Annotated in this window: 19 protein-coding genes and 1 tRNA gene; 10 read left to right on the top strand and 10 right to left on the bottom strand. The window is 68.5% G+C overall.

The window, feature by feature from the left end; all coding sequences use genetic code 11:
• Nucleotides 1-5: 5 nt before the first annotated feature.
• Together car and ACAG20_RS14985 are read right to left on the bottom strand one after the other, a co-directional pair.
• Complete coding sequence (gene car / locus ACAG20_RS14980; RefSeq protein ID WP_370493108.1) at nucleotides 6-3,572, bottom strand: carboxylic acid reductase; 3,567 nt, start codon at nucleotides 3,570-3,572, stop codon at nucleotides 6-8.
• A gap of 11 nt (nucleotides 3,573-3,583) precedes the next feature.
• The gene (locus ACAG20_RS14985) at nucleotides 3,584-4,771 is read right to left on the bottom strand and encodes an acetyl-CoA C-acyltransferase (protein WP_370493109.1); all 1,188 of its coding nucleotides are present in this window, start codon (nucleotides 4,769-4,771) and stop codon (nucleotides 3,584-3,586) included.
• 86 nt (nucleotides 4,772-4,857) lie between these two features.
• On the opposite strand from ACAG20_RS14985, the gene ACAG20_RS14990 reads away from it, so the two are divergent.
• The gene (locus ACAG20_RS14990; protein ID WP_370493110.1) at nucleotides 4,858-5,343 is read left to right on the top strand and encodes a winged helix-turn-helix transcriptional regulator; all 486 of its coding nucleotides are present in this window, start codon (nucleotides 4,858-4,860) and stop codon (nucleotides 5,341-5,343) included.
• Nucleotides 5,344-5,361: 18 nt separating this feature from the next.
• Here ACAG20_RS14990 and ACAG20_RS14995 read toward each other — a convergent pair whose 3' ends face one another.
• A complete protein-coding gene (locus ACAG20_RS14995; RefSeq protein ID WP_370493111.1) occupies nucleotides 5,362-6,663 on the bottom strand; it encodes a cytochrome P450 in 1,302 nt (433 codons plus the stop codon).
• Nucleotides 6,664-6,842: 179 nt separating this feature from the next.
• On the opposite strand from ACAG20_RS14995, the gene ACAG20_RS15000 reads away from it, so the two are divergent.
• The 8 genes from ACAG20_RS15000 (at nucleotide 6,843) to ACAG20_RS15035 (ending at nucleotide 15,424) form a co-directional block, all read left to right on the top strand.
• Nucleotides 6,843-8,318 (top strand): amino acid permease, encoded by a 1,476-nt coding sequence (locus tag ACAG20_RS15000; RefSeq protein ID WP_370493131.1) that lies wholly within the window; start codon nucleotides 6,843-6,845, stop codon nucleotides 8,316-8,318.
• 24 nt (nucleotides 8,319-8,342) lie between these two features.
• On the top strand, nucleotides 8,343-8,525 hold the full coding sequence (locus ACAG20_RS15005) for a hypothetical protein (RefSeq protein WP_112686269.1): 183 nt from the start codon (nucleotides 8,343-8,345) through the stop codon (nucleotides 8,523-8,525).
• A gap of 132 nt (nucleotides 8,526-8,657) precedes the next feature.
• A complete protein-coding gene (locus ACAG20_RS15010; RefSeq protein ID WP_370493132.1) occupies nucleotides 8,658-9,233 on the top strand; it encodes a hypothetical protein in 576 nt (191 codons plus the stop codon).
• A gap of 47 nt (nucleotides 9,234-9,280) precedes the next feature.
• Entirely contained in the window at nucleotides 9,281-9,943 is a 663-nt protein-coding gene (locus ACAG20_RS15015; RefSeq protein WP_370493112.1) for a hypothetical protein, read from the top strand.
• Between the two features lie 22 nt (nucleotides 9,944-9,965).
• Entirely contained in the window at nucleotides 9,966-10,337 is a 372-nt protein-coding gene (locus ACAG20_RS15020) for a DUF3054 domain-containing protein (protein ID WP_370493113.1), read from the top strand.
• A 67-nt stretch (nucleotides 10,338-10,404) separates the two neighbouring features.
• On the top strand, nucleotides 10,405-10,968 hold the full coding sequence (locus ACAG20_RS15025) for a hypothetical protein (protein ID WP_370493114.1): 564 nt from the start codon (nucleotides 10,405-10,407) through the stop codon (nucleotides 10,966-10,968).
• A gap of 225 nt (nucleotides 10,969-11,193) precedes the next feature.
• Nucleotides 11,194-14,055 (top strand): (Fe-S)-binding protein, encoded by a 2,862-nt coding sequence (locus ACAG20_RS15030; protein ID WP_370493133.1) that lies wholly within the window; start codon nucleotides 11,194-11,196, stop codon nucleotides 14,053-14,055.
• A 64-nt stretch (nucleotides 14,056-14,119) separates the two neighbouring features.
• Nucleotides 14,120-15,424 carry a pyridoxal phosphate-dependent aminotransferase gene (locus ACAG20_RS15035; RefSeq protein ID WP_112689347.1) on the top strand — a complete coding sequence of 435 codons (1,305 nt, stop codon included), beginning with the start codon at nucleotides 14,120-14,122 and terminating at the stop codon, nucleotides 15,422-15,424.
• On the opposite strand, the gene ACAG20_RS15040 is transcribed toward ACAG20_RS15035, so the two are convergent.
• The 7 genes from ACAG20_RS15040 to dcd form a co-directional block, all read right to left on the bottom strand.
• The gene (locus ACAG20_RS15040) at nucleotides 15,412-15,687 is read right to left on the bottom strand and encodes a hypothetical protein (RefSeq protein ID WP_370493115.1); all 276 of its coding nucleotides are present in this window, start codon (nucleotides 15,685-15,687) and stop codon (nucleotides 15,412-15,414) included. The two genes, ACAG20_RS15035 and ACAG20_RS15040, sit on opposite strands and share 13 nt — an antisense overlap.
• A gap of 70 nt (nucleotides 15,688-15,757) precedes the next feature.
• Nucleotides 15,758-16,624, bottom strand: coding sequence for a glucose-1-phosphate thymidylyltransferase RfbA (gene rfbA, locus ACAG20_RS15045; RefSeq protein ID WP_112689349.1), 867 nt, complete (start codon nucleotides 16,622-16,624; stop codon nucleotides 15,758-15,760).
• Nucleotides 16,625-16,655: 31 nt separating this feature from the next.
• On the bottom strand, nucleotides 16,656-17,015 hold the full coding sequence (locus tag ACAG20_RS15050; RefSeq protein WP_112689351.1) for a nuclear transport factor 2 family protein: 360 nt from the start codon (nucleotides 17,013-17,015) through the stop codon (nucleotides 16,656-16,658).
• Between the two features lie 29 nt (nucleotides 17,016-17,044).
• On the bottom strand, nucleotides 17,045-17,803 hold the full coding sequence (locus tag ACAG20_RS15055; RefSeq protein ID WP_370493116.1) for a maleylpyruvate isomerase family mycothiol-dependent enzyme: 759 nt from the start codon (nucleotides 17,801-17,803) through the stop codon (nucleotides 17,045-17,047).
• A gap of 29 nt (nucleotides 17,804-17,832) precedes the next feature.
• The gene (locus ACAG20_RS15060) at nucleotides 17,833-19,548 is read right to left on the bottom strand and encodes a hypothetical protein (RefSeq protein WP_370493117.1); all 1,716 of its coding nucleotides are present in this window, start codon (nucleotides 19,546-19,548) and stop codon (nucleotides 17,833-17,835) included.
• 68 nt (nucleotides 19,549-19,616) lie between these two features.
• Nucleotides 19,617-21,059 carry a hypothetical protein gene (locus ACAG20_RS15065; RefSeq protein WP_370493118.1) on the bottom strand — a complete coding sequence of 481 codons (1,443 nt, stop codon included), beginning with the start codon at nucleotides 21,057-21,059 and terminating at the stop codon, nucleotides 19,617-19,619.
• A 109-nt stretch (nucleotides 21,060-21,168) separates the two neighbouring features.
• Nucleotides 21,169-21,741, bottom strand: coding sequence for a dCTP deaminase (gene dcd / locus ACAG20_RS15070; RefSeq protein ID WP_112689088.1), 573 nt, complete (start codon nucleotides 21,739-21,741; stop codon nucleotides 21,169-21,171).
• A gap of 153 nt (nucleotides 21,742-21,894) precedes the next feature.
• On the opposite strand from dcd, the gene ACAG20_RS15075 reads away from it, so the two are divergent.
• Nucleotides 21,895-21,968: transfer RNA gene (locus ACAG20_RS15075), tRNA-Gly, on the top strand.
• Nucleotides 21,969-22,048: the final 80 nt, after the last annotated feature.

Below are 22,048 nucleotides of genomic sequence, written 5' to 3' on the forward strand. Positions count from 1 at the left end.
CCTTTTTATTGTGTCTCAACGATTGTCGAACTGCCGGCCGGCAGCACGCCGAGGTATTTCAGGTCGGCGACGTACTTTTCAACCAGTTCCGCCGACAACTGCGGAATGTCGTTGTCACCGACCTGTGCGGCTTGCACCGCGGCGCGGAAGGCCGCCGTCGGCGCCGGTGCGCCGCGCAGCGGTTGCTGCGGTTTCCGGTAGGAATCCAGCAGCGCAAGCACGCTGTGTCGGCGCAGCTTTTCCGGAAGCGCCCGCAACGCCGTCTCGAAGCGCCCCAACCACGCGTCATAGTCATCGATGCGCTCGATCCGATGGCCGGCATCGCCGAGCCAATCGACCAAGGTGTCCAACGAGATACCGTCGTCGTGCGGGTTCATCACGTCGAAGGATCGGAATCCGCCGGCACCGCGCGCGCCCAGGACCGCAATCGCCTCGGCGACGAAATCAACCGGCAAGCCGCTGTAGTGCGCGCGCGGCCGCTCACCGGAGGCCCCCGTCTCGTAGAAGGACCGTGGCGCGATACCCGTCACAAGCAGGCTGAAGACCAGTCGGGTGAATGCGTCGGGGACGTTGAGCTGGCCGGTATAGCGACGGTGCGCGAGGATCATGTCCGATCGGAAGACCGTCACGGGCAGCCTGCAGTGGTCAAACGCATTGCGCAGCAACACTTCCCCCGCCCACTTACTGTTGGCGTAGCCACTGGCGTAGCCGTCGCCGATCGCCCGTACCGGGTTGATCTCGCGAATGTCGCCGTCCTCGGTGAAGGCAGCCGGGTCGACCGTCATGGCAACCGCCACCGTCGACAGGAACGTGATCGGCGTGATCCGGGTGGTGATCGCCAGCCGGATCACCTCCGCGGTGCCGACGACGTTCGGGCCGAACAATTGCTCGTAGGGCAGCACGTGGTTGACCAGGGCGGCCGGGTGCACGATCAGATCCACGCTGCGCCCCAGCCGATTCCAGGTGGTCGTGTCCAGCCCGAGGTGCGGTTCGCCGATGTCGCCGGCAATGACCTCCAGATGCTCGGCGGCCAGTGCACGAAAACGCCGCCGCAGCGCTACGTCACCGCTGTCGAACATCTGCTCAAGGCGTACCCGCGCCGCCGCGTCGTCGCTGCCGCGCACGATGCAGATCAGTGTGCCGCCGCTCTGTGAGAGCCTTTCCAGCCACTGCAAGGCGATGAACCGGCCGAGATAGCCGTTGGCGCCGGTGAGCAGGACGGTGCGCGGTTCGCCGGTGACGTGCGGAAGTGTCACGGCGTCCGCCAACGTCACGGCATCGATGAACTTCTCCAGGGGTAGGTCGCTCGCCCGTAAAACAGCGGCGTCGGGCCCGTGCACCGTGGCGACTGTGGGCCGTGTCGACGCCGACCCGCGTTGCGCAGCGACGTGGTCGGCAAGCTGCTCGAGGGTTGACGTCGGGCTGATGATGACTCCCACGGGTACGTCGACCGCGAAGACGTCGTGCAGCAGCTCCGAGAACGTCAGGGCGGACAGCGAGTCGCCGCCAAGATCGGTGAAGTGGGCGTCCGGGTCCACGTCGGCGCCCGCGGAGCCGAGCACCGCGACCGCGGCCCGGCGCACGGTGTCGAGCACCGGCGAGTCGGCCGCGGAGTTGCGCAGCGCACGCAGTTCGTCCGCCTGCGCCAGCTCGATATCGGTGTAGAGCTGCTCGAGTCGCCGGCCGTAGCGCGCTGTGAGCGCGGGGCGCAACAGCTTCCCGACGCCCGAGACGAGGCCGGATGCGGCGGTGAAGGGTGCTGTCTCGACCAGGAAGTCGACCGGGACCTCATAAGACTGCAGCTCGGCCGCTTTGGCGGTCTGCCGCAGCGAATCGCGGAGCACGGCCTTCAGCGCGCCGGCGTCGCCGGCGAATTGCTCGCGAACCTGGCGTGTCGGAACGATCACCGCGAGCAGGTACGAGCGTTCGCTGTTGCCGTAGACGAATATCTGGCCCACCCCGGGTGCCGCGGCGAAAACCGCATCCAAGCGCGCGACCGCGACGAACTCACCCTGCGCGAGCTTGAGCACGTTTCGGCTGCGGTCGACGTAGGCCAACCGGTCCGGTGCCAGCTCGGCCATCACATCACCGGTGCGGTAGTAGCCGTCGTCGTCGAAGACCTCGGCAGTGACGTCGGGGCGCTTGAAATAGCCCATCGTGGCGGTTGCCGATTTGATCAGCAGTTCACCGCGCGGATGCGGCCGGTCGGTGGTGAAGTACCCGAGCTCGGGGACGTCGACGAGCTTGTAGTCCAGCACCGGCGGCCGAAGGATGGCGCCGTCCCGGGCGACCCCGCCGACCTCGGTCAAGCCGTAGCCGTCGGCGAGGTGTACCTGCAGTGCTGATTCGAGAAACGCCGCCATCTCCGGAGCCAGCGGCGCGGTGCCGACGAACCCGCCCAGCACCCGACCGCCGAGCAGTCCCTCGCGTAGCTCAGCCGCCGCGTCCGCCTCCGCGGCCTCGGGGGTGGCGCCGCCGGCGATCGATCCGGCCACTGCGCTGCGGTGGCGCTGGTAGAGCATGTCGATCACTCTGGGTACCAGCGGAAGCTCGGTGGGGCGCACCAGTGACCAGTCGTCGAACAGCGTCGACAGGTCGGGCTCGGCTACGAAATAACTGGTGCCGCCGGCCATGAACGACGAGACCAACGGCAGCCGGCCGCCGAGGTGGTTGAGCGGCATGAAGTTGACGTTGAACACCGGTGTCTCCGACGACGAGAGAAACGTTGACGCCGCCGTCCACAGCTTGGTGAGCGTCCGTTCGGAGTGCATAGCGCCCTTCGGTGCGCCGGTACTGCCCGAGGTGTAGAGAATCATCGCCAGCCGCTCGTCGGTGCCTGCGGTGTAGAGCGGCTCGGGCGGCAGCGCGCGGCCTCGCTGAACAACCTCGTCCAGCGTCTCGACGACGACCGGGACGCCGGCGCCGCGGATGCGCTCGCGAGCCCGTGCCAGCGCCTCCCGGTGCGCATCGAGTTTCGGCTGATGGTCGAAGATCAGCACGTGGCGCAGCGACGGGCCGTCCAACGCCGATTCCAGCGCAAGCTCCAGGTACGCGGCGCCCACCGCGACCACCCGCGGCTGCACCTCGCCGACGATCGACCTCAGCTGCGATGCAGAAGCGGTGTGCTGCAACGGCACCGACACCAGGCCGAGATAGGCGCAGGCCAGGTCGATGGTCAGATAGTCCGCACTGGCGAAACCGATGGTGGCGACGAAATCGCCGGGCTGCACGGGATGGCTGTGGTGGTGCCGCCAGTCGGCGGCGATCGCCCCCGCCCGCGCCCACAGCTGCCGATAGCTGATCGTCTCGAACCTGGGCAACAGCCGCGCTGTGGTGCGGCCCGTCGCAGAATCGGTCACCAGCTCACGGGCGCGCTCCCCGACGGCCGGGCGCTCCGCATAGCCGCCGGCCAATGTCTGCAACACCTCAGCGAGTCGCAAACCAGGCCGGCGTGCCGCCGCGATGACTTCGGGGTCCGGTTGCGCTGCCTGGAATTGGGCGTCGGCGGCGTAGAGGTCGGCGACGCGACGGGCCAGTCGCTCGGTGCGGGAGACGTTCGGTTCGGTGCTCATGACGGACCCTGCTAGCCCAGGCGCTCGATGATGGTGGCGTTGGCCATGCCGCCGCCCTCGCACATCGTCTGCAGGCCGAAGCGTTTCCCGCTGTGCTGCAACGCGTTCACCAGTGTTGTCATCAGGCGTGCGCCGCTGGCGCCGAGCGGATGCCCGATCGCGATGGCGCCGCCGTTGACGTTGGTCTTCGCCAGATCTGCGCCGGTTTCTTTCGCCCAGGCCAGCACCACCGGGGCGAACGCCTCATTGACCTCGAACAGGTCGATATCGGTCAGGGTCAACCCGGCACGCCGCAACACTTTTTCGGTGGCCGGGATGACGCCGGTGAGCATGTAGAGCGGATCGGACCCGACGACGGTGGTGGTGTGGATCCGTGCCAGGGGCCGCAGGCCCAACTTTCGAGCGGCTTCGCCGCTGGTGATCAGCAGTGCTGCACTGCCGTCGGACAGCGGTGAGGAGTTGCCGGCGGTGATCTCCCAGTTGATCTGCGGAAAACGCGCTTTCACCGCTTCGTCGTAGAACGCCGGCCGCAATCCCGCCAGGGTCTGCACGGTGGTGCCGGGTCGGATGATCTCGTCAGTCGTCAGGCCGGCGACCGGAGCCAGCTCCTCGTCGAAGAGCCCCTCTTTGGTGGCCCGCGCGGCCTTCTCGTGACTGGTTGCGGAGAACTCGTCGAGTTCGGTCCGGGACAAACCCCACCGGGCGGTGATCAGCTCGGCGCTGATGCCCTGCGGCACCAGCCCTTCGGGATACCGGCGCGTCATGTCCTCGCCGAAGGGATTGCTGCCCGGCAGCACCGAGCTGCCCATCGGCACACGGCTCATCGACTCCACCCCGGCTGCGATCACCATGTCGTATGCGCCTGCCAGCACGCCCTGGGCGGCGAAACTGATCGCCTGCTGACTGCTGCCGCATTGTCGGTCGATGGTGGTGCCGGGAACCGATTCGGGAAAACCCGCTCCCAACAAAGCGTTGCGGGCGATGTTGACGGCCTGATCGCCCACCTGGGTGACGGCACCGGCGATGACGTCGTCGACTTGGGCCGGATCGACGCCGGTGCGCCGCACCAATTCCCGCAAGCTGTGCGCCAGCAGGTCGGCGGGCAGGACACCGTGTAGGGCACCGCCCGGCTTGCCCTTGCCGATCGGAGTGCGTACGGCGCCGACGATGACGGCGTCGCGTCCTTGATATCCGGTCATCGCGAATTCTCCTACCCGCTGAGTATTGTTATCTATACCCAGGTATACGCCCTGGGTATAGTAGAGTCAACTCAGAGGTGATCGAGATGACTTTTCTGCAGGGGGCGCTCGCCGACCGTGATTCCTGGTCGGCGATCGGCGAGTGTCCGGTCGAAAAGACCATGGCGGTCGTCGGAACCAAGTCCGCGATGCTGGTCATGCGGGAGGCCTACTACGGCACCACCCGCTTCGACGACTTCGCCCACCGGGTGGGCATCACCAAAGCGGCGACCGCCACCCGGCTGGCCGAGCTCGTCGACCTCGGATTACTGGCCCGGCGGCCGTATCGTGAGCCCGGCCAGCGCAGTCGCGACGAATACGTGCTGACCGAGGCCGGGATCGACTTCATGCCGGTGGTCTGGGCGATGTTCCAGTGGGGGCAACGCCACCTGCCCAACCGCAGCCGGATAGGGCTGACCCATCTGGGCTGCGACGCCGATGCGTCGGTGGAGATCCGCTGCGCGGAAGGTCACCGCGTCGGACCCGGCGAGTTGGGCGCCCGGTTGGTCAACCGGAAAGCCGCCACGCCCTGACCGGTGCGGGGGACACGGCTAAGTACTCGTCGGGCGCGCCGAGGCACCCGTCGTGGCCGGTATGCACCGGAAACCGTGCAAGGTGGCCAACCCCCGCGGTGTCGGGGTGCCGGTGAGCGCCAGGTCGGGAAATCGCTCGAACAGCGCGCGCAGCGCGATGGCGGCTTCCATGCGGGCCAGATTGGCCCCGAGGCAGGCGTGGATTCCGCTGCTGAAGGACAGGTGTTCTTTGGCGTTGGCCCTGGTGATGTCGAACCGGCCGGGGTCTTCGAACACGTCGGGGTCGTGGTTGGCACCGCCCAGCAGCAGCGCAACCGTTTCGCCGGCGGCGAGGCGGTGTCCGTCGAGTTCCAGGTCGCAGAGCGGATTGCGTGACGTCATCTGCACCGGACTGTCGAAGCGCAACACCTCCTCGATCGCGCCCGGCCACAACTCGGGATCCTCACGCAGCATCGCCAACTGGTCTCGGTGACGCAGCAACAGCACGATCGCGTTGCCGATGAGATTGACGGTGGTCTCGAATCCCGCGCCGACGACCAACAACGCCGTCACGCCCAGTTCACGCCGGTCAAGGTCTCCGTCGCGGATCACCTGGCTGAAGATGTCGTCGCCGGACTCGTCACGCAACCGTTCGATGTGGTCGCCGAAATCACGGTCGCTATCCCGCAGTGACTGCATCGCGCGCCGAAATGTCTTCCAGGACACGCCGATATCGAGCAACGGCGCTCCGAGTTCACCCCGGTTCAGCATCGGCGCCCGCATTTCCTCGGGGATGCCGAGTATCTCGGCGATGATCCGAGCCGGCAACGGACCCGCGAAGTCGGCGATCAGGTCCGGCTGCGGTGCGGATTCCAAACTGTCGAGCAGGTCGTCGGTGATCTCGACGACCCGCGCGCGCAGCTTTTCGATCGCACGAGGCGTGAACGCGCGCACCACGGCGCGCCGGTAGCGCGTGTGATCGGGCGGATCGACCATGAGCATCGAGGGCGGTTCAGCCGGATTCGGCAACTGCGGATCCGTTCGGCTGATCAACCAGCGAACCGGTCGGGGCAGCTTCATGTTGGCGGGGTTGCTCACTCCGAACCGGTCATCGCGCAAGATGGTTCGGCATAGCCCGTGGTCGGCGGTGACCGAGACGAACGGCGTGCGAGTCAGGCTTCCGGCCGCACGAATCTGCTCGATCAACGGCTCGGGCTCACCGCCGCGCATCGGGCCGGCGAGTAACCGTGCCAGGGGTTCGCCGCGGCGCGCCTGCACCGCCAGGAACGTCCGCGGAAGCCCGTGCAGCAACGCCCACCGGCCCCACAGAACTGGTCGCATGATCGACCTCCCGCCACTCGGGGTCACCGCTTGGCCCGTCAGACAACCAGAGCCTACTGAGCCGGCACGCGACCCGCCGGAGCACACCGGCGGTGATCGGCGCGCTGACACCGCCTTCGGGACCGCTGCTCGGCGGCCTCCCACGACCGGCCCGGTGGGTTACCCTCGCACCGATGTCTATGGTCCCCGACCCTCACCTGGCCCCGCCGGCCGCGCTGGCCCGCGAAGATGAGGGCTATCACAAGGATCTCCACCCTCGTCAGGTGCAGATGATCGCCATCGGCGGGGCGATCGGCACCGGGCTGTTCCTGGGGGCCGGCCGGCGACTGCATGAGGCGGGCCCCGCCCTGTTCCTGGTCTATGGGATCTGCGGCATCTTCGTGTTCTTCATCCTGCGGGCGCTCGGCGAATTGGTGGTGCACCGCCCCACCTCGGGATCGTTCGTGTCGTATGCCCGCGAGTTCTTCGGGGAGAAAACGGCATTCGTCGCGGGCTGGCTGTACTTCCTCAACTGGTCGATGACCGGGATCGTCGATACCACCGCGATCGCGACGTACTTCCACTACTGGGGCGCGTTCCACGTCGTCCCGCAGTGGGTGCTGGCACTGATCGCACTGGTGGCGGTGGTCTCGATGAACCTGATCTCGGTGAAGCTCTTCGGCGAGCTGGAGTTCTGGGCCGCACTGGTCAAGGTGGTGGCCCTGGTGACCTTCCTGATCGTCGGGACCGTCTTTCTGGGCGGGCGCTTCCAGGTCGACGGCGAGTCCACCGGACTGCACCTGTGGGTCGACAACGGCGGCCTCCTGCCGACCGGACTACTCCCTGTGGTGCTGGTCACCTCGGGTGTGGTGTTCTCCTACGCCGCGGTCGAACTGGTCGGCACCGCCGCCGGCGAGACCGCCGAGCCGGAGAAGATCATGCCGCGGGCGATCAACTCGGTGGTGGCCCGGATCGCGATCTTCTACGTCGGCTCGGTGGTACTGCTGTCGCTGCTGCTGCCCTACACCGCCTACAAGCACGGCGAGAGCCCGTTCGTGACGTTCTTCGCCAAGATCGGGTTCAACGGTGCCGGCGGCCTGATGAACCTGGTGGTGCTCACCGCGGCGTTCTCCAGCCTCAACGCCGGCCTGTATTCCACCGGGCGGATTCTGCGATCGATGGCGGTCAACGGCAGCGGTCCGAAGTTCACCGCACCGCTGTCCGGAAACGGTGTGCCTTACGGCGGCATCCTGCTGACCGGCGCGATCGGCCTGTTCGGGGTCGCGCTGAACGCCGTCGTCCCGGAGCACGCCTTTGAGATCGTGCTCAACATCGCCGCCCTGGGCGTGATCACGGCATGGGCGACGATCGTCGCCTGCCAGCTGCGGTTCTTGTCGTTGACCAAGCGAAGCGATCTGCAGCGGCCGGCCTTCCGGATGCCACTGGCGCCCTACAGCGGCTACGTCACCCTGGCGTTCCTGGCCGCCGTGGTGGTGCTGATGATGTTCGACCCCGAATACGGCGTCTGGATCCGCGCCGCGGTGCTGGTCGGCGGACCAGGCCTGATCGCCGGCTGGTACCTGGTGCGTAACCGGGTGAAGGCCGCGGCCGTTCCCCCCACCGACACCGGCGAGCAACCGCCTGCGGTGGCCGCGCAATCCGAAGCGGACGAGTAGGACGAGTTAGGAGGCCGAAACCACATGCCCGGCAACCGGTACGCAGCCAAGCCTCCGCTGTACGGGATGGTGCTGGTGTTCTGCGCCATCGCGATCGTCGCCATCACCGCCTACCTGCATGCGGGCTGGTGGTCGGTGCTCGGCTACGCGCTCGCCGCGGTCACGGCGGTTGCCGGGGGCGTGTTGGCATTCCGGGATTTCTCGTAATCGGATTTCCCGCAGCCGGATTTCGCTGCCGCCGACCGGTCGGTGCCGGCCGCCCGGAACCGCGCGTCACTGCAGCCACTCACGTCACAGGGTGCGTAGGCTGTGGCGCAATCGATGTCGGCGGGGGACTGCGTGCAGGTACCGGATCAGGCGAGAACCAAGGCGTTCAGCCGGCAACTGGCGCTGGCGGCCGCGCTGCTGCTGGCCGGCTGTAGTACCACCGTCGACGGCAACCCGACCGCGGCGCCCGGCGGCAGCGGGCCACCGGAGCCGTCGTTGCGGACACCCCGCCCCACCACCGCCCCGCCGAGCACCTCGCCCCCCGTCGCGCCGCCGTCGTCGAGCACCCCGGGCAAGCCCGGCGACGCCATCGCCCTACCGCCGGACGAGAACGGTTACGTCTTCATCGAGACGAAGTCCGGACGGACCAGATGCCAGATCTCGACGCGGCAGGTCGACTGCGAAGCCGAGTTCACCAACAGCCCGCTCAAGGGCGGTGAGCATGCCAACGGTGTCAGCGTCAGTTCCGACGGCACCGTGCAGTGGGTGCTCGGCAACCTCGGCGACATCCCGGTCGTCACCATCGACTACCTGACCTACCGCGCCGAGGGCTGGAAGATCGACGCCGACGTCGAGGGCACCCGATTCACCAACGACCGCACCGGTCACGGCATGTTCGTCAGCATCGACAAGGTCGAGACATTCTGACCTCTGGCCCAGCTCCGCAGCCACCGCTTTCCGTTACGATCGCTGGAATGGCGCGCTTCGGATCTTCACCCGGCTCCGGCACACCCGGGGACGACCCAACCCGATCCACCCAGTACGGGCAACGCGGGCCGCAGCCGCCCGGGCCGCAGCCGGCGCCGTTCGGCCCCGCCGGCCCCAGGCACCACCCCGGCGACCCGGGCTACCAGCCCGGCAATGCGCCGACCCAGTACAACCCCGCCTACACCCCGATCGAACAGCAACTTCCCGGCGATCCGGACACCGCGGACTTCGCCGCCTCGGCGCCCACCCCCTGGTTTCGCCGACGATCGGTGCTGACCGCCTGGTTCGGACTCATTCTGCTGATGCTCGCGCTGGTGATCTGGGGCATCGTCCAGCTGACCAGCCGCGGACCGGGGGACGGCGGTACCGCGCCGGCGAGCAGCTCCTCGAGCACCACCACCGGCACGACGAGTCCGACCAGCACGACCAGTCCGACCAGTACCCCGCCGAGCGCGTCGAGCACCACCGCTGCGCCGCCCCCGCCTCGGCAGGCGCCACCCCAACAATCCCCGCCGCGGCAACCCCCGGCGCCCAGCGAGACGCATCGTCACCGGCCGCGCCTGCCGTCGCTGCCGTCGGTGATCACCATCCCGCCGGTGCCCAAAGTTCCCGAGCTGCCGACGGTGATCACCATCCCGCCGTACCGGTAGGCCGGCTCGGTACTCTCGCCGCATGCGACCGCAGCGTGATCCGGCCTGGCTCGGTATCGACGTGGTGGCCGTCCTGGTGTTCTGCGCGCTGGGGCGCCGCAGTCACGACGAGGGCCTCGATATCAGCGGCCTGGCAACCACGGCCTGGCCGTTTCTGAGCGGTACGGTGCTGGGCTGGCTGATATCCCGCGGCTGGCGCAGGCCGACCGCCGTCGTCCCGACCGGGGTGATCGTCTGGATCTCGACGGTGCTGGCCGGCATGGCGTTGCGGGCGGCGACCGCTACGGGCGTGGCGTGGTCGTTCGTCGCGGTCGCGTCGACGGTGACCGCCGTGTTCCTGCTCGGCTGGCGGGCGGTGTTCGGGCTCGTCGCGCGACGCCGCGCCACCCGCTAGACGGCACAGCGAGTCGTCAGCCGCCGACGCGGGGTTTCGTCAGCAGCAGCACCTACCATCGGTGTGCGTGGAACGAACGCCGGACGACCCCAACGACGAACCGACCCGGATGGCCGACTACGACTACCGCGGGGCCGACAGGTATGACGAGCCGGCCGGTTACTACAGCGAGTACCGTGAGCCCACCGGAGCGCAGCCCGGCTGGCCCGAACCGCCGCCGGCCCCCTGGTACCTGAGGCCGCTCGCGCTCATCGGCTGGGGTGTGCTCACCGCCCTGCTGATCGCCGCGCTGGTGTGGAGCATGGTCCGGCTGGTGAACAAGGACTCCGGCGACACCACGCCGGCGACGACATCGGTCACCTCCACCGTGGCGCCCCCGGTCGGGTCGACCGCCCCGAATCCGATCGCCCCGGCGCCCACCGGTCAGGAAGAGGCACCGCCACCGGCTACCACCACCACCACCACCGAACCGCCGGCTACCAGCACCACCGAACCCCCGACCACGACCACCGAACCCACGACGACTGCGCCGACCACGACTGCGCCGACGACCACCCAGCCCACCACCACCCAGCCCCCGACCACGACCGCAGCGCCGCCGACCACCACTGTCGGGGCGGATGGTCAATAGCGCTGCCACGCCGCGAAAACCCTTCCGAACAGTCGCAAACCGATACAGTTAGGCCAGCCTGCGTCGCGCTGCACGAGAACGGGGTGGCACTATGGGCGAGCATCAAGCAGCGCTTGAGCAGGTATTGCGCAAGATAGACGGTAAGTTACCCATCAGTAACTTCAGCTAAGCTACTGGCTGGTAACTTCTGGATGAGAGAGGCGCTCCGTGACCGAGAATGTCCAGATGATGATCAGGCTGGTCGTCGGGCTGTCCATGACAGCGCTCGTCGCAGTTCTCGCCGTACGCCGGGTGTTCTGGCTGTACAAGCTGGTCATGTCCGGCCAGAAGGTCGGCGCCGAACGGGTGTCCGACGTCGGTGCCCGGGTGTGGACCCAGGTCCGTGAGGTCGCCGGCCAGGCCAAGCTGCTGAAGTGGTCGATTCCGGGCATCGCGCACTTCTTCACCATGTGGGCGTTCATCGTGCTGCTGACCGTCTACATCGAGGCCTACGGTCAGCTGTTCAAGCACGACTTCGCCATCCCGGTCATCGGCCAGTGGGATGCGCTGGGCTTCCTGCAGGACTTCTTCATCACCGCGGTCACGCTGTCGATCTTCGCGTTCATGATCATCCGCATCATCCGCAATCCGCGCGAGATGGGCCGGGAATCGAGGTTCTACGGCTCGCACAACGGTGGCGCTTGGCTGATCCTGGTCATGATCCTCAACGTGGTGTGGACCTTCCTGCTGCTGCGCGGCGCCGCGGTCAACACCGGCAGCCTGCCCTACGGCAACGGCGCCTACCTGTCGCAGCTGATGGGCAAGATCATGGAGCCGTTGGGGCTCGCCGCGAACGAGACCATCGAGACCGTCTCGCTGCTGCTGCACATCGGTGTGGCGCTGGCGTTCCTGATCATCGTGCTGCACTCCAAGCACCTGCACATCTTCCTGGCCCCGATCAACGTCACCTTCAAGCGGTTGCCCGACGGGCTGGGCCCGCTACTGCCGATCGAGTACGAGGGCGAGGCGCTGAACTTCGACGACCCGCCGGAGGACGCGGTCTTCGGCCGCGGCAAGATCGAGGACTTCTCCTGGAAGGGCATGCTCGACTTCGCCACCTGTACCGAGTGTGGCCGCTGCCAGTCGCAGTGCCCGGCGTGGAACACCGGCAAGCCGCTGAGCCCCAAGTTGTTGATCATGGACCTGCGTGACCACTGGATGGCCAAGGCGCCCTACCTGCTCGGCACCAAGGACGCGCCGGACATGGACATCGACCTGGCCGACGCCAAACCGCTGGCCGGTCACCATGTGCCGGAGAAGGGCTTCGAGCGCATCGGTGGCTCCGGCCCGGAGCAGGCCACCCGCCCGCTGGTCGGCACCGCCGAACAGGGCGGCGTGATCGACCCGGACGTGTTGTGGTCGTGCACCAACTGCGGCGCCTGCGTCGAGCAGTGCCCGGTGGACATCGAGCACATCGACCACATCCTGGACATGCGCCGCTACCAGGTGTTGGTGGAGTCGGAGTTCCCGTCCGAGCTGGCCGTGCTGTTCAAGAACCTGGAGAACAAGGGCAACCCCTGGGGGCAGAACGCCAGCGAGCGCACCGCCTGGATCGACGAACTCAACTTCGACATCCCGGTTTACGGCCAGGACGTCGACAGTTTCGACGGCTTCGAGTACCTGTTCTGGGTGGGCTGCGCGGGCGCCTATGAGGACCGCGCCAAGAAGACCACCAAGGCGACCGCCGAACTGCTGGCGGCCGCCGGGGTGAAGTTCCTGGTGCTGGGCACCGGCGAGACCTGCACCGGTGACCCGGCGCGGCGATCCGGCAACGAGTTCCTGTTCCAGCAGTTGGCAACCCAGAACGTCGAGACGCTCAACGAGTTGTTCGACGGCCTGGAGAGACCAGACCGCAAGATCATCGCCAGCTGTCCGCACTGCTTCAACACGATCTCGCGGGAATACCCGCAGTTGGGCAGCGAGTACACGGTGCTGCACCACAGCCAGGTGCTCAACCGGCTGGTCCGGGACCGGAGGCTGATACCGGTCACGCCGATGTCGCGTGATGTCACCTACCACGACCCGTGCTTCCTGGGCCGCCACAACAAGGTGTACGAGCCGCCGCGCGAGCTCGTCACCGCCGCGGGAGCCAATCTGGTCGAGATGCCGCGTAACCGCGATCGCTCGTTCTGTTGCGGCGCCGGCGGCGCCCGGATGTGGATGGAAGAGCACATCGGCAAGCGGGTGAACCACGACCGCGTGGACGAGGCGCTGGCCACCGGAGCCACGACCATCGCCACCGCCTGCCCGTTCTGCCGGGTGATGATCAGTGACGGCCTCGACGACCGGATCGAGGCCTCCGGGCGTTCCGGCGTGGACGTACGTGACATCGCCCAGCTGCTGCTGGACTCGCTGGACATGTCCGGGGTGACGTTGCCGGAGAAGGGCACCGCTGCGGCGGCGGCCGCTGCGAGCGTCAAGACGGCGCCGAAGAAGGAGGCGCCGGCACCTGCTGCCGCGGCCACCGCGACGGCGGAGAAACCCGCCGCGGCTCCGGCAGCAGCGGCCAAGACCGCGGCCCCGGCCAAGGGGCTGGGGATGGCCGGCGGGGCCAAGCGCCCGGGAGCCAAGAAGACTGCCGCGCCGGCCGCCGAGGCCACAGCGGCACCGGCGGCCACGGGGGCAGACACCGCGGCACCCGCTGCTCCAGCAGCCCCGGCGAAGGGGCTGGGGATGGCCGGTGGGGCCAGGCGTCCGGGCGCCAAGAAGGCGGCTCCGGCCGCCCCGGAAGCGACCACCGCTGCCGCGCCCGCGGAACCGGCGGCACCCGAAGCGCCGGCCGAACCCGCGGCACCGGTCAAGGGCCTGGGTATGGCGGCCGGTGCCCGCAAGCCGGGCGCCAAGAAGCCCGCCGCGGCAACCCCGGCAGCTGCGGAACCGGCCGCTGCGGCCGCCGAGCCCGCATCGGCCGCTGAGGAGCCGGCCTCATCGGCCACCGAGCCCGCGGCGGCTCCGGAGGCCGCCGCCCCGGCGGAGGCCCCCAACGAACAGCCCGCCGTGAAGGGCCTGGGAATCCAGCGCGGAGCACGACCGCCGGGCAAACGCTGAGATAACAAGTTGGGGCCGTGTGGGTGCACATACGGCCCCAACTTGTTTCTCGGGCAAATTTTGATTGGACAGCTATGGGACCATTGTCGACGTGACCGCTCACCAGTTGCCTCACCAGATGCCCTGGCCTGCCGTCGGCAGCCAGCTGCGGCAGCGGACGTTCGCGCAGTCGACCAAACTGCAGGACGTTCTCTACGAGATCCGCGGTCCGATCCATGCCCAGGCCGCCCGGATGGAGGCCGAGGGGCACCGCATCCTCAAGCTCAACATCGGCAACCCGGCGCCGTTCGGGTTCGAGGCGCCCGACGTGATCATGCGCGACATGATCCAGGCGTTGCCGGACGCACAGGGGTATTCGGATTCGCAGGGCATCCTGCCGGCGCGGCGCGCGGTGGTCACCCGCTACGAACTGGTCGAGGGGTTCCCCCGCTTCGACGTCGACGACGTGTATCTGGGCAACGGGGTCTCCGAGCTGATCAGCATGGTGCTGCAGGCACTGCTGGACAACGGCGATCAGGTGCTGATCCCGGCTCCGGACTATCCGCTGTGGACGGCATCGACGTCGCTGGCCGGTGGGACGCCGGTGCACTATCTGTGCGACGAGACTCAGGGTTGGCAGCCCGACATCGCCGACATGGAATCGAAGATCACCGAGCGGACCAAGGCGCTGGTGGTGATCAACCCGAACAACCCGACCGGCGCCGTCTACGGGCGGGAGGTGCTCAGCCAGATCGCCGAGTTGGCCCGCAAGCATCAACTCCTGCTGCTGGCCGACGAGATCTACGACAAGATCCTCTACGACGACGCCGAGCACACGAATATGGCCGCCCTGGCGCCGGATCTGCTGTGCCTGACCTTCAACGGGTTGTCGAAGGCCTACCGGGTGGCCGGTTACCGGGCCGGCTGGGTGGCGATCACCGGCCCCAAGGAGCACGCGACCAGTTTCCTGGAGGGCATCAATCTGCTCGCCAACATGCGGCTGTGCCCGAATGTGCCGGCACAGCATGCCATTCAGGTGGCATTGGGCGGCCATCAGAGCATTGATGATCTGGTACTGCCGGGCGGTCGACTGCTCGAACAACGTGACGTGGCCTGGAGCAAGCTCAATGAGATTCCCGGCGTCTCCTGCGTCAAGCCGAGGGGTGCGCTCTATGCGTTCCCGCGACTCGACCCCGAGGTCTACCCGATCCAGGACGACGAGCAACTGGTCTTGGATCTGCTGCTGCAGGAGAAGATCCTGGTGACTCAGGGAACCGGGTTCAACTGGCCCGCGCCGGACCATCTGCGCATCGTGACGCTGCCGTGGGCCCGTGAGTTGTCCGGCGCCATCGAACGGCTGGGCAACTTCTTGGCGGGCTACCGGCTGTAATAGGGCGGTTGCGGCGGCGGTGGCCAGCCCGGATCGTAAGTGCCGCCGTTCTGCCAATGTTCCGGGTCGTGCGGAACGTTGTCGAGATAGTGGTTGTCGTGGCAGTAGTTCGTGTTCCAGTTGAAGCCCATCCACCCGCTCCACTGCTCGCCGGGGCACCAGTGGTAGCGCGGCTCGGCCTGTGCCACCCCTGCCGCGCCCAGCGCAACAAACCCCAGGACCACCGTGGCACTGGCCGCCGCAACCCGGCTGGTGTTCCTCATGCGGGTTGTTCTACCACTGCCGCCGCCTTCTTGAAAGGTGTTCACCGCTGCTGGCTGGCGCAGCCTGCTGTCACCGGCGCTCCAACAACCCCGACAGGTAATCGCCGTACCCGGACTTGCGCAGCGCATCGGCTCGGGTAGCGAGCTGGTCGTCGTCGATGAACCCCATCCGCCAGGCCACCTCCTCGGGAATGCCGATCTTGAGTCCCTGGCGACGCTCGATGGTGCGCACGTAGTCGCCGGCGTCCAGCAGCGAGTCGAACGTCCCGGTATCCAGCCAGGCGGTGCCGCGGGCCAGCGCCTGGACACTGAGCCGGCCCTGCTCGAGGTAGGCCTGGTTGATGTCGGTGATCTCGTATTCGCCACGCGCCGAAGGCTTTAGGCCCCTGGCGATCTCGACGACGTCGTTGTCGTAGAAGTACAGGCCCGGTATCGCGTAGTGGGATTTGGGGGTCGCCGGTTTCTCCTCCACCGACACCGCCGTCCCGTCGGCATCGAACTCGATCACGCCATAGGCTGACGGATCGGCCATCCAGTAGGCGAAAATGACAGCACCCGAGACAGCTTGGTGCCGACGCAGGCTGGTGCCGAGGCCGGGACCGTAGAAGATGTTGTCCCCCAACACCAGCGCGACCGACTCGGCGCCGATGTGGTCGGCGCCGATGACGAACGCCCGCGCCAGCCCGTCGGGCTGGTCCTGGACTGCGTAGCTGATGTCGACCCCGAATGCGCTTCCGTCACCGAGTAATCGATGAAACGCCGCCGCGTCGTGGCCGGTGGTGATCACCTGGATGTCGCGGATACCAGCCAGCATCAAGGTGCACAGCGGGTAGTAGACCAGCGGTTTGTCATAGACCGGCAGCAACTGCTTGCTGACGCCCATCGTGATCGGATACAAGCGGGTGCCCGAGCCACCGGCCAGGATGATCCCGCGCATGCCGTCGAGCCTAACCGCCATCAGCGCAGGCTCAGTCGACCCGGTCGGCCTCGGTGAGATCCGTGGCGGCCAGCGCCGCATCCAGGCCGTCGTGACGGAACACCGCCGCCACCTGATCGCGCACCACCCGGAACGCGACCGCCTGGGCGGACCCGGCGCCGACGGGGGTCAATTCGGCCACCACGACGCCGCCGTGCACATACATCCGGCCGATGCCGGCGGTGATCTCGGCTTCGGCTGCCCATCGCCGCAACGCCTGATGGCCTTGCGCGGCGCCGTTCGCGTCGGCCACCTCGATGCCGTCGCTGGACAACTGCTCCAAGGTGTCGAGGTCGCCGGCGGCCAAAGCGTCATGCCAGGCGAGGACGGTTGCGATCTCCGATGTGCTCATGCCCTGCAAACTACCGTGCCGGATCGCCCTCAGAAGGCGGTGTGCTCGACCCACTCCTGCCACACCGTCGCGTCGCCGAATACCACGATGTCGGTGTCGGCCACCGGAACCCGGCTCATGATCGCCACAAAGAGGTCGCGGGCCGGACCCCGCAATGCCACCGACCCCTTGCCGTGCTCATGCGACCAGACGAGCGCGGCGGTGTCGGCAGACCGGCTGATGGTCCACTCGCCCGCCTGTCCCAGTCCGTCATCGGTGGCATGCAGGTGCACGGTCTGGCCGTCGGCCAGCGGCGGTTGCCCGTCGCGCCCGGCGCGTACCGTGATCAGGTCGAGAAACTCGGAGATGCCGTCGGCGGCCAACTCCGCCGGCAGGGCGAAATCGCCGCCCAGCGCCAGTGCGGCGTCGGCCCGGTGCACCGTCGCCTCGTGCAGCCGGCGGCGCACCCACCAGGACGCCGGTCGCGGCCCGAGGAACGTCCAGGCCGGGTGGTCGGGGCCGACCTGCGCGACCGCGTCCAGCACCCGTTGGGCGCCGTCGTTCAGCCAGCCGATGGCCGCGTCGGGTTCCGCCGGCGGCTTACCGTCGACGACGTCACGGGGATCCAGTGCGTGGTCCAATCGGTCGGCGACGATCTGCGCGGCCCACCGATGGCCCCGCCCGACATGGCGGAACAGCTGGGTCAGATTCCACTCCGGGCAGGTCGGGACCGCCAGCCCGGGATCACCGGCGCGGACCAGCTCGCCGAAAGCGCGGGTCTCATCGAGCAATGCTGCGGCGTAATCCACGCCGTCAGGCTAGTGGATTATCGGGGCGCTCAGAAGGGCCAGCCGCCCTTGCCGCCGCCACCACCTTTACCCCCGCCACCGAAGTCGGGGAACCACGAGCCGCCACCGCCGCCGCGAACGCCGCTGCCACCGCCACCCAGACCCGGCAGCCAGGGGTTGTTGCCGCCGCCGTTGGTGCCGACCCCGGGCAGCCACGGTGACGGGTTGCCGCCCTTGTTGCCGCCGCCGTTATCGCCCGGCAGCCACGACGGGTTGCCGCCCCCGTTGTTGCCCGGCAGCCACGACGGGTTGTCCTTCTTGTTGCCGCCCCCGTTGTTCCCGGGTAGCCACGACGGATTGTCGTTCTTCGGGGGATTCTGGGCGGGCGGCTTGAAGATCGGCGGCAACTCCGGCTGCTTCGGGGCCGGGGCCGCCGGCGACGGAATCTCGACCCGCGGGGCCGGCACCTGGATGGGCACCGGGATCGGTATCGGCGCAGGGGCCGCCGGAGCCGGCGCGGCCGGGGCCGGGGCCGGCGCCGGAGCTGCGGGCATCGGCGCGGGCGCCGCGGGGGCCGCCGCAACGGGCGGTGCCGGGGCCGCCGGTGCCGGGGCCGCCGGTACCGGAGCTGCCGGCGGCACCTTGGGCGCCACCTCGGGAACCGGTGCCGGCGCCTGCTGGGTCGGTACGACGATGTGTTGGCTCGGCGCGGGATGCTCGGATGCGGTCGGCCGGATACTGACCGCCAGCGCCACGAGCAAGGAGGCAACCCCGACGACGAAGAAAGCCGCGAGGCCGCTACCGGCCAGCAGGAACGGGTTGCGGCGCTGAGCCGGCTCGAGCTCATCGGCACGCCGCACGCCGGCACTCGGCGGGTGATAGTCGGCGGCGATGACGTTCGCGGTACTTTCCGCATCGCCGAAGGCCAGGTAGCCGCTGTCGGCATCGTCGGGGATCGCGCTGTAGGCCAGCGCATACTCCCCGATCGTGGCGTCGTAGTCGGCCTGCTGGGCGTAGGCCAGCGCGACCAGCTCCGGGTCGATCACGCCGGTCCCCGGGTCGCGGGCCCAGGCCAGCGCCGACGTCGACGAGTCGAACAGCGGGGCATGAGCGCTGGCCAGCGCCGCTCCCCGTGCCAGCGCCGTGTCCGGCTCCTCGGGAACACTGACCGGGATCGCGCTGACCGCGTCCAGCTCGGGCTTGACCAGGCCGACATTGACGCCAGATCCGACCACGAACAGCCCCTCGGGCCGGGACTCGAGCCGACCGGCCCGGGCGGCCAGGGCGGTCAGCTCGGCGAGCGCCGCGTCGTCGTCGGACGGCAGCGCCACGCGGCTTACTTCGGTGATCGAGCCGTCCGTCGAGTCGACGACCGCCAGCGTCGCACCCTGGGGTTCGATGAACATCAGTGCGGTCCGCTCGTAGCCGATCGTTCCGCCCACCGTCTGGGCCAGCGCGGCCGCCGCCAGGAAGGCCGACACCAGCATCACGTTCTCGACCCGGCGGTCGGCCAGGGCGTCGCGCAGCTGCCCGGCCTGCCGCTGATCGGCGACGGTCACCCCCGTCGACGCCAACCGGTAGCCGCCCTGCTGCGCGCTCTCCTGGGTGCCCAGGATGGCCGACACCACCTGGTCGGGGAATGCCGCGCCCGCGGTGTCGACCTCGAAGCCGTCCTCGTCGACGGTGACGCCACCGGCGTTTTCTCCCTCGACGAGGACCATGCGCACCGACGGCGGCGCCGCCGACACGCCGAGCACGATGTCCACTGCACCTCCTCCCCTTCGGCCGCCGATTGATTAGCCCATCTTATCGGTTTGCGAGATAAATCCCCACCTCAGAAGTGGAGGCCCGGAATCGGGATGGGGATCGGGATCCCACCACCACCACCGCGGCCACCGCGGCCGGGGCCCTTGCCGTGGCCTTTGCCGGGACCCCAGCCGCCTCGGGGCGGGCCCAGTATCGGCGGACCACCGGGGAGCCCGGGAATCTCCAGTTTCGGGATGATCGGCGGTGGCGCGGCCGGTGGCGGCGGCAACGCCGGTGGTGGCGGCGCCACGGGCTGGGGTGCCGGCGCTCGCGGGGCCGGCGCCGGAGCGGGGGCCGGTGCCTTCGGGGGGGCCGGTTCTGCGGCCGGCACGGGCGGCGCCGAGGGCGCCGGGGCCGGCGGCGGGACGGCGGCCTTGGGCGGCGACGGCTTCTGGGTGACGACGTTGGCGCGCACGTCGGGACCGTGGTGGTTGGCCGCCCGCATGCCCACCGCCAGCGCTACCGCCAACGCCAGCACCCCGACCACGAACAACGCCGCGACGCCGCCGGTGACCAGCATCGGTTTGCGTTCGCGCTGCTGCATTCCGGTGCTGAAGTCCAGCAGCCGGGAGTCGACGAGCTCCGGCTGGTCGACGACGCGCTGGGCGGCCGAGGGAAGATAGCCGCTGTCGGTGTAGTCCGGGAGCGCGCTGTAGGCCAGCGGCTCGATGTCGGCGGTGGCGTTGTAGTCGACCGACTCGGCGGGGATGTAGGCGTACCCGGAACTGACCACCGCCGGATCCAGTGAGCCGGTGCCGGGGTCCTGCGCCCAGGCCACCGCTCGGGTGGAGGACACGAACAGCGGGGCGTGCGCACTGGCCAGCGCCGCACCACGGGCCAACGCCATGTCGGGTTCCTCGGGCGCGCTGACCGGCAGCGGGCTGGCCTTGTCCAGCTCCGGTTTGATCATCGCGACATTGACGCCGCCCGACCCCACCACGAACAGCCCGTCGGGACGCGACTCCAGCCGTTGCGCGCCGGCTACCAGTTCGGTCAACTCGCCGACCGCGCTGTCGTCGTCGGGCGACAGTGGCTGCCGGTGGACCTCGGTGATCTCGCCGTCATCGGAGTTGACCACCGCCAGGGTGGCGGCGTCGGGCTCGACGAACAGCAGGGCGGTACGGGCGTAGCGGGTCGCGCTGCCCACCGCCTGAGCCAGCGCGGCGGCGGCCAGGAACGCCGACACCAGCATCACGTTCTCGACCTTGTGCCCGATCAGGGCCTCGCGCAGCGCGGTGGCTTCGGCCGGGTCGCTCCAGGTCACACCGGTCGAACTGAGCTGGTAGCCGCCCTCACGAGCACCTTCGCGGGTGCCCAGGATCGCCGAGACCACCCGCTCCGGGGCGCTCTGGGTGTCGGCGCCGACGTCGAAGTCGTCGTGCTCCACCGTGACCCCGTCGGCACCTTCGCCTTCCACCAGGACCATGCGGACGGTCGAGGGGGCCACCGAGACCCCGAGAACGATGTCCACAGCTAACCTCCACCCACTGCTGATCGGCCAGTACTGAGGGCCGTACCCCCGCAGGGCCAGCCGATACCGGCTTCATCGCAGCCGCGCGCCGGTTGGCACAGCCGAAGGGCTAACCGGACTGGATGAAGTTCTGGTACGAGCGGGACGGCGTCGGCCCGCGCTGGCCCTGATATTTCGACCCTACTCGCGTACTGCCGTATGGGTGCTCCGCCGGACTCGTCAGCCGCAGCAGACACAGCTGGCCGATCTTCATACCCGGCCACAACGTGATCGGCAGATTCGCCACATTGGACAGCTCCAAGGTGATGTGTCCGGAGAAGCCCGGATCGATGAATCCCGCGGTGGAGTGGGTCAGCAGCCCGAGGCGGCCCAGGCTCGACTTGCCCTCGAGTCGGCCGGCCAGATCGTCGGGCAGCGTGCAGCACTCCAGGGTGGAGCCCAGCACGAACTCGCCGGGGTGCAGCACGAACGGCTCGCCGGGTTTGGGTTCGACCAGCGTGGTCAGCTCGTCCTGCTGCTGGGCGGGATCGATGTGGGTGTAGCGGGTGTTGTTGAACACCCGGAACAGATTGTCGAGGCGGACGTCCACGCTGGACGGCTGGACCAGGGCGTCGTCGAAGGGGTCGATGGCCAGCCGGCCGGCGGCGATCTCGGCCCGCAGATCACGATCGGAGAGCAGCACCGGACGAGCGTATCCGCTCGGCTGGCGCATCGCCCGCAGCGCCGACAGTGCGGTTTGATCGGCTTGTCGGCGGTTCCGCCGACGATTCCGCACGCTCGGCGCGATCGTTGGCTGCCGGTCGAGCCGCAGGTGCTAGCCTGCTAGCGCAGCAATGCCGATGTAGTTCAATGGCAGAACATCAGCTTCCCAAGCTGAGAACGCGGGTTCGATTCCCGTCATCGGCTCCACTGTGATGTCTCAGGACATCGGAATAGTCCGAACCCTCGTTTAGGGTTCGGATTTTTTCTTTGGGCGGCCGCGGGTGACG

The organism is Mycobacterium sp. pW045 (assembly GCF_041287085.1).
Classification (GTDB): domain Bacteria; phylum Actinomycetota; class Actinomycetes; order Mycobacteriales; family Mycobacteriaceae; genus Mycobacterium; species Mycobacterium algericum_A.

Coding starts and splice junctions, on each gene's coding strand:
- car (WP_370493108.1), bottom strand. CDS start 3,572: ATGAGCACCGAACCGAACGTCTCCCGCACCGAGCGACTGGCCCGTCGC.
- ACAG20_RS14985 (WP_370493109.1), bottom strand. CDS start 4,771: ATGACCGGATATCAAGGACGCGACGCCGTCATCGTCGGCGCCGTACGC.
- ACAG20_RS14990 (WP_370493110.1), top strand. CDS start 4,858: ATGACTTTTCTGCAGGGGGCGCTCGCCGACCGTGATTCCTGGTCGGCG.
- ACAG20_RS14995 (WP_370493111.1), bottom strand. CDS start 6,663: ATGCGACCAGTTCTGTGGGGCCGGTGGGCGTTGCTGCACGGGCTTCCG.
- ACAG20_RS15000 (WP_370493131.1), top strand. CDS start 6,843: ATGGTCCCCGACCCTCACCTGGCCCCGCCGGCCGCGCTGGCCCGCGAA.
- ACAG20_RS15005 (WP_112686269.1), top strand. CDS start 8,343: ATGCCCGGCAACCGGTACGCAGCCAAGCCTCCGCTGTACGGGATGGTG.
- ACAG20_RS15015 (WP_370493112.1), top strand. CDS start 9,281: ATGGCGCGCTTCGGATCTTCACCCGGCTCCGGCACACCCGGGGACGAC.
- ACAG20_RS15020 (WP_370493113.1), top strand. CDS start 9,966: ATGCGACCGCAGCGTGATCCGGCCTGGCTCGGTATCGACGTGGTGGCC.
- ACAG20_RS15030 (WP_370493133.1), top strand. CDS start 11,194: ATGATGATCAGGCTGGTCGTCGGGCTGTCCATGACAGCGCTCGTCGCA.
- ACAG20_RS15040 (WP_370493115.1), bottom strand. CDS start 15,687: ATGAGGAACACCAGCCGGGTTGCGGCGGCCAGTGCCACGGTGGTCCTG.
- rfbA (WP_112689349.1), bottom strand. CDS start 16,624: ATGCGCGGGATCATCCTGGCCGGTGGCTCGGGCACCCGCTTGTATCCG.
- ACAG20_RS15050 (WP_112689351.1), bottom strand. CDS start 17,015: ATGAGCACATCGGAGATCGCAACCGTCCTCGCCTGGCATGACGCTTTG.